This is a genomic window from Corynebacterium sp. MSK008, from assembly GCF_030232585.1.
In the GTDB taxonomy this organism is placed as follows: domain Bacteria; phylum Actinomycetota; class Actinomycetes; order Mycobacteriales; family Mycobacteriaceae; genus Corynebacterium.
Genome location: NZ_JASPJX010000034.1, coordinates 1 through 560 on the forward strand (window position 1 = coordinate 1; position 560 = coordinate 560).

At 59.8% G+C, this 560-nt stretch carries 1 protein-coding gene; it reads right to left on the reverse strand.

Features of this window, described 5'->3' with window-relative positions; genetic code table 11:
- Positions 1-560: IS256 family transposase (locus tag QP996_RS11760; protein ID WP_284872815.1), on the reverse strand; the 560-nt coding region annotated here is incomplete at both ends.

The following is a 560-nucleotide window of genomic DNA, read 5'->3' on the forward strand; positions in this document are numbered from 1 at the left end:
GGTTTCGGCGCTGCGGTAAACGCCAGCACCTCATCGAGTGATTCCTCCAGATACGCCGCAACCTGGGGGAACTTCGGCTCCAACAGGTCAACGACTTCACGGGCTTGTCCCCAGGTGGATTGGGCATCAGGTTGCTGGAAGATCGTCTGGAACATCGCCGAGACCATCGGCCACTGGGTTTTCGGGACCTTTTCGTAGAGGTTTTTGGCGAAGTGGGTGCGGCACCGCTGCCACGACGCATCGGGCAGCACTTCAGATATCGCGTGCTGGATGCCCTCATGAGCATCACTGGTGATAAGGAAGACACCGCGAAGTCCGCGGGCCTTGAGGTCTTGGAAGAAGCCTTTCCACGATGCGTTGGATTCCGCAGTGGCGACGTGCATGCCGAGCATTTCGCGGTAGCCGTCGGCGTTGACCCCAGTAGCTAGTAGCACGGAGCATTTGACCACCCGGCCGCCTTCGCGGACTTTGATCGTCAACGCGTCGCACGACAGGTAGGCGTACCCGCCGGGATCCAGGGGACGGTTTCTGAAGTCTGCGACCATCTCGTCGAGTTCTTC